The following is a 7,890-nucleotide window of genomic DNA, read 5'->3' on the forward strand; positions in this document are numbered from 1 at the left end:
AGGATACGCCAGGCACTCAAACGCGGTCACTTGCGGATGACGAGCGCCACACCGCAGGCGGCAATCACCATGCCCAGCGCCGCAAGCGGCGGAAAACGTTCGCCGAACAGCGCCCACGCCATCACGGCGGTCGTAGGCGGCGTCAGATACAGGAGCGACGTCACCTTGGTGGCCGCGCCCCTGCGGATCAGCACAAAGAGCAGCGAGATCGCGCCGATCGACAGCGCCAGCACCGACCACACCAGCGAGCCGATCATCGGCAGCGTCCAATGCACCTCGCGCGTCTCAAACAGAAACATGAACGGCAGGCACAGCAGCGCCGATGCCCCGAACTGGATGCACGCGCCCATCCGCAGGTCGAACACCGGGCAATGGCGCTTTTGATAGAGCGTACCCACGGTGATCGACAGCAGCGCGCTCACGCACAGCGCAAGCGTCGTCGCGCCCACGCCCGCCAGATGCAACTTGTTGGCCACCACCAGGCCCACGCCCGCGATGCCGCATAGCAATCCCAACCATTGGCGGCCCGACACACGCTCCCCACGCATCGAGACATACAGCGCAGTCAAAATCGGCTGCATGCCGACGATCAGCGCAGTCATCCCTGCCGGCATGCCCAGCTTAACCGCTGCCCACACGCCCGCAAGGTACCCCCACTGCATCAGCAAACCGGCCACCGCGATGTGGCCGACTGTCGCCCAGTCGGTTTCGCCCGTGCCGGAGCGGCGCGGCAGCGGCACTCGCGCCATCCACACCAGCGGTAGCAGGCATACCAGCACGCCCACAAAGCGGAAAAACAGAAAGGTCATCGGCTCCGCATACGGCATCCCGTACTTGGCCACGATAAAGCCCGTGCTCCAGATCAACACGAACAGCCACGGCATGGCGACGACAAACAGGGAGTCGCGCGCCAAGTTTGGCGCGACGGAAGACGCTTGGGTCATGCGGAAAGCGGAAGAGAGTGCGAGGCGGCGGCCTCGTCGCGGGCCGCCCAGCGCTGTGCGTGCCGCGCAGCCAGCGCGATGGTCTGCGCGTGGACGGCCACGGTATCGTCGATATTGTTGCCGTAGCCGCCCGCCATGGTAACGGCAATCGGTATGCGCCGTTGATATGCGAAATCGAAGACTTCCTGGTCGCGCCGGGCCAGACCCTGGAGAGTCAGTTTGAGCCGGCCGAGGCGATCGCCCTCGTGCGGGTCCGCGCCGGCCAGATAGATGATCAACTGTGGCTTGAAGCGCCCGGCCAGGATATCGAGAGCGCCAGTCAGCGCCTGCAGATAGTCCTCGTCGCCGCAGCCATCGTGCAGGCCGATGTCCAGATCCGAGGCTTCTTTGCGGAACGGGTAGTTCTTCTCTCCATGCAAGGACAAGGTGAAAACAGCCGCGTCATCGCGCAGGATCGACGCCGTGCCGTTGCCCTGATGTACGTCGAGATCGACGATGGCGACCGGAAAATTCGCCGGCGTCCTGCCCGGCCGGCGCTGAATCCAGCGCGAGGCGATGGCAGCGTCGTTGAATACACAGAAACCGCCGCCCTTGTCCGCATAGGCATGGTGCGTGCCGCCCGCCAAATTGACGGCAATGCCATCCGCCAGCGCAGCCTCGCACGCGGCCATCGTGGCCCCCGCCGAACGGCGGCTGCGCTCGACCATTTCCGGCGACCAGGGAAACCCGATCTCCCGCTGACGCGCGGGGTCAAGCCGCCCGGCGCTTACCGCCTCAACATATTCAGACGTGTGCGCCAGCAGCAACGCGTCGTCATCGGCCCGCGGCGCCTCATGCATGGATAGCCCCGGCACGTCGGCCAGAACCCGTGCGCGCAGGTCGCTGTACTTGCGCATTGGAAACCGATGGCCCGGCGGCAGCGGCAAGACAAAGTGGTCGGTATAGAACGCCCGCATGTGAATAACAAATCGCAACGCAACAAAAATAGCACTCGGGCGCATCGTAACCTACGCTGCACTCGTATGTTTTTTGAGACGGATTTGCGGCCAGAGTTGGTCAAATGCATTTCGCATGCACCACGGACGCGCATTTTCCTGCCACAAAAAATTATGCCAAACGGTTGGTCACGCAATTCCTGTGCACGGAAAATCAACGAATTCTGTTTTTTGTGCGATGCACAAAGGACGCTTGACACTGGTTTGACATTCAACAACAATGAAATTGTTGCGATGCACCATCCCTAATTCATCGCGATGTCGCCTGGAAGGCCCGACGCAGACCGTCATGCTTTGTACATCTGGGCGATCTAAATTTTCATTTTGATTCCCACCCACCTTTGTATTTGGAGAGACAACATGCTGACTCAGGAACAGATCGCTGCGGCGCATAAGGCCAACCTGGAAACGTTCTTCGGCCTGACCAACAAGGCATTTGAAGGCGTCGAAAAGCTGGTCGAACTGAACCTGCAGGTCGTCAAGGCTACCCTGGCCGAGAACGTCGAACACGCCAAGAAGGCACTGACCGCCAAGGACGCCCAAGAGCTGCTGTCGGTGCAAACCGCCGCAGTGCAGCCGCTGGCTGAAAAGGTTCTGGCTTACAGCCGTCACCTGTACGAAATCGCTTCGGACACGCAAACTGAATTCAGCAAGGCTGCTGAAGCGCAAATCGCTGAAAACAGCCGCAAGCTGCAAGCGCTGGTCGACAACGTGTCGAAGAACGCTCCGGCCGGTTCGGAATCGGCAGTTGCCCTGGTGAAGTCGGCTCTGTCGGCCGCCAACAACGCTTACGACTCGGTGCAGAAGGCCACCAAGCAAGCTGTGGAACTGGCTGAAAGCAACTTCCACGCTGCTGCCAACGCTGCCAGCAAGGCAACCGCTCAAGCATCGGCCCAAGCGCGCGCTGCCACCGGCAAGAAGTCGGCAACGACCGCTGCGTAAGCGCTAAGCTGCTTTCTTTAGTCCTCTGATTGTTGAAGCGGGCCTCCTTCGGGAGGCCCGTTTTGTTTTGGCCGTCGAGCCATCCTCCAAACACATCGTTTGCGTGCATTTACGCGGAACCCAAACGCGCGGCCGCTGGTCCATCCCACCGTGTTCGTTGGATTGTCTCCTCGGTCCCGCTACCGAAACCTGTCCTCAGTGGTGATCAGTGGGTACCTTTGCCCGGCTTCGGCCGGGTTTTTTGTGTGCATGGGAAACGTCTCCTCTTCAAATTGCGAACTTTTACACGCAGCCGACGCTCCATTCTGTATTGCGGTTCGCCGCCCTCTTCTCCTTCCCAATGTCTCGCGAATCCATGGCCAAGCGAAGTCTGATCGTCGCGGCTGCGCTTATCCTGCTGTTAGAAGAGTGGATCTGGAACGTCATGCGACAGGTAACCGCCCGTCTGGCGGCGCATCCCTGGGTCCAAGCGGCGGAGCGGAAGTTGGCGCAACTGGAGCCCATCGAAGCCCTCTGTGCCTTTGCCCTGCCAATGCTCGCATTGCTGCCGTTCAAGCTGGCGGCCGTCTACGTGCTGGCGCGGGGCCACCTCATTGCAGGCGCCATCGTTCTGGTCGCAGCGAAAATCGTCAGTACGGGGCTGGGCGTGCGCATCTATTCCGCCGTGCGCCCACAGTTGCACACGATCGCCTGGTATGCCCGCTGGGAATCCGCGTTCCTGGCATGGAAGCAGCGCATGCTGGCCACCCTGCAAGCAACATCGACCTGGCAAGCCTTCCAGGTACGAATTGCCGTCTGGCGCGCCCGTCGACATGGGACGATGCAGCAGATATGGCGCCGCCTGATCGCGGCAGTGCGCGTGCTACGTCGGCATCGGCGCCCAGCCGAGCCTCGGCACTGACCTGCCGCCGATCATCCCAAACAAAAGGGCCGCCCATTCGAGCGGCCCTTTTGTTTGCCAGCCAGATCCGGAGTTGCCTCCACACTCTGGCGGTTAATTGCAGTTCATCGCTTACGAGCCGGGGGCACGTCCGTGCAAACACCCTCGTAGATTTCCGCAGCCATGCCCACCGACTCACCCAGCGTCGGGTGCGGGTGGATGGTCTTGCCGATGTCCACGGCGTCCACGCCCATCTCGATGGCCAGGCAGATTTCGCCGATCAAGTCGCCGGCGTGCGTGCCAACGATGCCGCCACCGATGATGCGGTGCGTTTCCTCGTCGAAGATCAACTTCGTGAAGCCTTCGTCGCGGCCGTTGGCAATCGCGCGGCCCGAAGCGGCCCACGGGAACACGCCCTTGCCGTACTTGATGCCCTGCGCCTTGCACTGGTCTTCGGTCAGACCTGCCCAGGCCACTTCCGGATCGGTATAGGCGACCGACGGAATCTGCTTGGCATCGAAATACGCCTTCTCGCCGTGCGCGGCTTCTGCCGCCACGTGACCTTCATGCACGGCCTTGTGTGCCAGCATCGGCTGCCCCACGAGGTCGCCGATCGCGAAGATGTGCGGCACATTCGTGCGCTGTTGCTTATCCACGTCGATGAAGCCACGGTCGGTCACCGCCACGCCGGCCTTCTCGGCGCCAATGCGCTTGCCGTTCGGGGTGCGGCCCACGGCCACCAGCACCATGTCATAGCGTTGCGGCTCGGCAGGTGCGGCTTCGCCCTCGAACTTGACGTAAATGCCGTCCGGCTTGGCCTCGACCCCGACCGTCTTGGTCTTGAGCATGACCTTGTCGAAGCGGCTCTTGTTCATCTTGTCCCACACCTTGACGAGGTCGCGGTCAGCGCCCTGCATCAGGCCATCGAGCATTTCCACCACGTCGATGCGGGCGCCCAGCGTGCTGTACACGGTCGCCATTTCCAGGCCGATGATGCCGCCCCCGATGACCAGCATCCTGCCCGGCACTTCGCGCAGCTCCAGCGCGCCGGTCGAATCGACGATGCGCGGATCTTCCGGAATGAACGGCAGCTTCACGGCCTCGCTGCCTGCAGCGATGATCGCCTTGGCAAAACGGATGACCTTCTTCTCGCCCGTCGTTGCCTTGCCGTCGCCGTCCGTCAGTTGCACTTCGAGGTGATTCGGATCCAGGAACGTGCCAACACCGCGCACGACCTGCACCTTGCGTGCCTTGGCCATGCCGGCCAGCCCGCCGGTCAGCTTGCCGATGACGGACTCCTTGTGCTTGCGCAGTTGGTTGATATCAACCGTCGGCTCGCTGTAGACAATGCCGTGTGCGGCCATCGCCTTGACTTCGTCCATGACGGCCGCCGTGTGCAGCAACGCCTTCGACGGGATACACCCCACGTTCAGGCAAACGCCGCCCAGCGTTGAGAAACGCTCCACCAGCACAGTGTTCATGCCCAGATCCGCACTGCGGAATGCGGCCGAATAACCGCCCGGGCCGGAGCCCAGGACGAGCATCTCGCACTCGATGTCGGCGCCGCCGGCGTGCTTGGCCGCTTGCGGTGCCGGGGCTGATGCTGCCGGTGCGGCAGCCGGTGCTGGGGCCGGAGCCGGCGCTTGTGCAGGTCCTGGAGCAGCAGCCGCGCCAGCTTCCGCCGTCGCGATCACCGTGCCCTTGCTGACCTTGTCGCCCACCTTGACTTTTACGTCGACGATCTTGCCAGCCACCTCCGACGGCACTTCCATGCTGGCCTTGTCGGATTCCAGCACGATCAGCGACTGCTCGGGCGCCACGGTATCGCCCGCCTTGATCAGCACTTCGATGACTTCCACCGCATCGAAATCGCCGATGTCCGGCACCTTGATTTCCACCACGCTCATTCCTGACTCCTTGTTCTTGTCGTCGGCACCCGGCATCGCCCGGGCCCGCTGACGCTTTTCAATCCTGCAGACGTACTGTGTGCACTTCGATCGGACCGCCCGAGCTCTTGTCGAATTCCACGCCTGCGGACACGCCCACCTGTGCAACGTCCGCCGCCGACTTGCCCGGCATGTCAAACACCGCCGACATGGCTCCCAGCGCAAAATTGCGCCCCGAGCCAATGCCCCAGAAGCGGTCGAACGAAAACACCTCGCGGTACGAATAGACGCCGTAGATGCCGGTGGCGTTGGCGATCAGGCAGGTGATCTGCGACGACTCGTACGGGTCGTCGTCGTCCTCCTTGGTGTTGACGAAATACTCGTCCTTGAGCTTTTCGTGCACCTTGAGGAAGGTCCGGAAGACGTCGTCACGCGTGCCGAGGCGACACTCATCGGCCAGACCCGCTAACAGACTCCGCATGACCGGGAAGTGGGCCGTCGTGCCCGCCAGCGCGATCAGCGAATCGCCCACCTGGAAGATCTTCTGGTTCTGCTCGTAGCCACGCGCCAGGCGCGTATCGCCGAACGTCACCAGCGAATCGGCCGCAATCGCCACTTCGCCGTCTTTCTTGACCACCACGCACGTCGTCATGTCGTCCTCGCCATCAATCCACTGACCAGTCCGCCGACCGCTGCAAACCCAACCGGGCCGGCACGCACAGGCCCGAAGCCAGATGCGTGCCGCGCCCGCGTGGGCTTACAGGCTGACGCGGCGGAAGTCCGCCAGCACGCTGGCCAGATACGCGTTGAAGCGTGCAGCCTCGGCGCCGTCGATCACGCGGTGATCGTACGACAGCGACAGCGGCAGCGTCAGGCGCGGCACGAACTGCTTGCCGTCCCAAACGGGCTTCTGATAACCACGCGACAAGCCAAGGATGGCCACTTCCGGTGCGTTGATGATCGGCGTGAAATGCGTGCCGCCGATGCCGCCCAGTGACGAGATCGAGAAGCAGCCCCCCTGCATCTGGTCCGGCTTGAGCTTGCCTTCGCGGGCAGCCTTCGACAGGTCCGCCATCTCCTTGGCGATGTCGATCAGACCCTTCTTGTCCGCATCGCGGATCACCGGCACCACGAGCCCGTTGGGCGTATCGGCCGCGAAGCCGACGTGGAAGTACTGCTTGAAGACCAGGTTGTCGCCGTCCAGGCTCGCGTTGAAGGTCGGGAATTTCTTCAGCGCGCCCACGACTGCCTTGATCACGAATGCCAGCATCGTGAACTTCACGCCGGCCTTTTCGTGGTCCTTGTTCATCTGCACGCGGAAGGCTTCCAGTTCGGTGATGTCCGCCTCGTCGTTGTTGGTGACGTGCGGAATCATGACCCAGTTGCGGTGCAGGTTCGCGCCGGAAATCTTCTTGATACGCGACAGCGGCTTCGGATCGACCGGACCGAACTTGGTGAAGTCCACCTTCGGCCACGGCAGCAGATTCAACTCACCGCCACCGGCCGGTGCACCCGCGGCAGCCTTGCCCGGCGCCGCAGCCTGGCCGCTCATCACGCCCTTGACGTAGCGCTGCACGTCTTCCTGCGTGATGCGGTTCTTCGGACCCGTGCCCCCGACCAGATTCACGTTGACGCCCAGCTCGCGCGCGTACTTGCGCACCGAGGGGCTGGCGTGAGCAGCCTTGCCAACCGTACCGACCGTGTCAGCGGTGTAGGTAGCGGGCGCTGCGGTCGACGCAACTGCGGGCGCAGCCGCAGGGGCCGGGCTCGGCGCAGCGGCAGCCGGTGCGGACACCGGCGCTTGTGCGGGTGCTGGCGCAGCAGCAGCGCCGCCAGCACCTTCCAGGACGACGATCAGCGTGCCTTGCGACACGGCATCGCCCACCTTCACGCGGATTTCCTTGACCGTGCCGGCAGCCGGCGACGGCACGTCCATCGTGGCCTTGTCCGATTCCAGCGTGATCAGCGACTGCTCGGCTTCCACCCTGTCGCCCACCTTCACGCTGATTTCGATGACGGGCACGTCGGTGTAGTCGCCGATGTCCGGCACCTTCACTTCAACCGTGCCGCCGCCAGGCGGACGTCACGCTATTGTTCAGCCTAGTCGTTTATCGAGACTAAACGGGAGCGGGAAAACGGCGTGCAGCCATCCATCGCCACGGCCTGCAATTGGTCCATATCGAGAATCCGGATGTCTTTGCCGCGCACTTCAAGTAGCCGACGCTGCTGCAGTTTCGTCAGCA

Annotated in this window: 6 protein-coding genes and 1 pseudogene; 2 read left to right on the plus strand and 5 right to left on the minus strand. The window is 62.8% G+C overall.

All coding sequences use genetic code 11. The annotated features are described in order from the left end of the window. Positions 1–26: 26 nt before the first annotated feature. Positions 27–944, minus strand: a complete 918-nt coding sequence (locus tag BEK68_RS12670) for a DMT family transporter (protein WP_012435900.1) — start codon at positions 942–944, stop codon at positions 27–29. Then, positions 941–1,945, minus strand: a complete 1,005-nt coding sequence (locus tag BEK68_RS12675; RefSeq protein WP_004635937.1) for a histone deacetylase family protein — start codon at positions 1,943–1,945, stop codon at positions 941–943. The genes BEK68_RS12670 and BEK68_RS12675 overlap by 4 nt, the downstream gene beginning before the upstream one ends. A 354-nt stretch (positions 1,946–2,299) precedes the next feature. Between BEK68_RS12675 and BEK68_RS12680 the strand changes: the two genes are divergently transcribed. After that, on the plus strand, positions 2,300–2,881 hold the full coding sequence (locus tag BEK68_RS12680) for a phasin family protein (RefSeq protein WP_009240786.1): 582 nt from the start codon (positions 2,300–2,302) through the stop codon (positions 2,879–2,881). Between the two features lie 340 nt (positions 2,882–3,221). Beyond that, positions 3,222–3,782, plus strand: a complete 561-nt coding sequence (locus tag BEK68_RS12685; RefSeq protein ID WP_024541700.1) for a hypothetical protein — start codon at positions 3,222–3,224, stop codon at positions 3,780–3,782. A 104-nt stretch (positions 3,783–3,886) separates the two neighbouring features. Here the strand turns inward: BEK68_RS12685 and lpdA are convergent, their stop codons facing one another. The 3 genes and pseudogenes from lpdA to aceF form a co-directional block, all read right to left on the minus strand. Continuing rightward, positions 3,887–5,668: a dihydrolipoyl dehydrogenase gene (gene lpdA / locus BEK68_RS12690; protein ID WP_065851740.1), complete on the minus strand. Its 1,782-nt coding sequence runs from the start codon at positions 5,666–5,668 to the stop codon at positions 3,887–3,889. A 58-nt stretch (positions 5,669–5,726) separates the two neighbouring features. Continuing rightward, complete coding sequence (locus tag BEK68_RS12695; RefSeq protein ID WP_004635945.1) at positions 5,727–6,299, minus strand: MFS transporter; 573 nt, start codon at positions 6,297–6,299, stop codon at positions 5,727–5,729. Between the two features lie 105 nt (positions 6,300–6,404). After that, positions 6,405–7,721, minus strand: a pseudogene (gene aceF / locus BEK68_RS12700) (dihydrolipoyllysine-residue acetyltransferase); the annotation flags it as partial. Positions 7,722–7,890 lie beyond the last annotated feature (169 nt).

Origin of the sequence: Ralstonia pickettii (assembly GCF_001699815.1) — a bacterium.
GTDB classification, from domain to species: Bacteria; Pseudomonadota; Gammaproteobacteria; order Burkholderiales; family Burkholderiaceae; genus Ralstonia; species Ralstonia thomasii.

Coding starts and splice junctions, on each gene's coding strand:
- BEK68_RS12670 (WP_012435900.1), bottom strand. CDS start 944: ATGACCCAAGCGTCTTCCGTCGCGCCAAACTTGGCGCGCGACTCCCTG.
- BEK68_RS12675 (WP_004635937.1), bottom strand. CDS start 1,945: ATGCGCCCGAGTGCTATTTTTGTTGCGTTGCGATTTGTTATTCACATG.
- BEK68_RS12680 (WP_009240786.1), top strand. CDS start 2,300: ATGCTGACTCAGGAACAGATCGCTGCGGCGCATAAGGCCAACCTGGAA.
- BEK68_RS12685 (WP_024541700.1), top strand. CDS start 3,222: ATGTCTCGCGAATCCATGGCCAAGCGAAGTCTGATCGTCGCGGCTGCG.
- lpdA (WP_065851740.1), bottom strand. CDS start 5,668: ATGAGCGTGGTGGAAATCAAGGTGCCGGACATCGGCGATTTCGATGCG.
- BEK68_RS12695 (WP_004635945.1), bottom strand. CDS start 6,299: ATGACGACGTGCGTGGTGGTCAAGAAAGACGGCGAAGTGGCGATTGCG.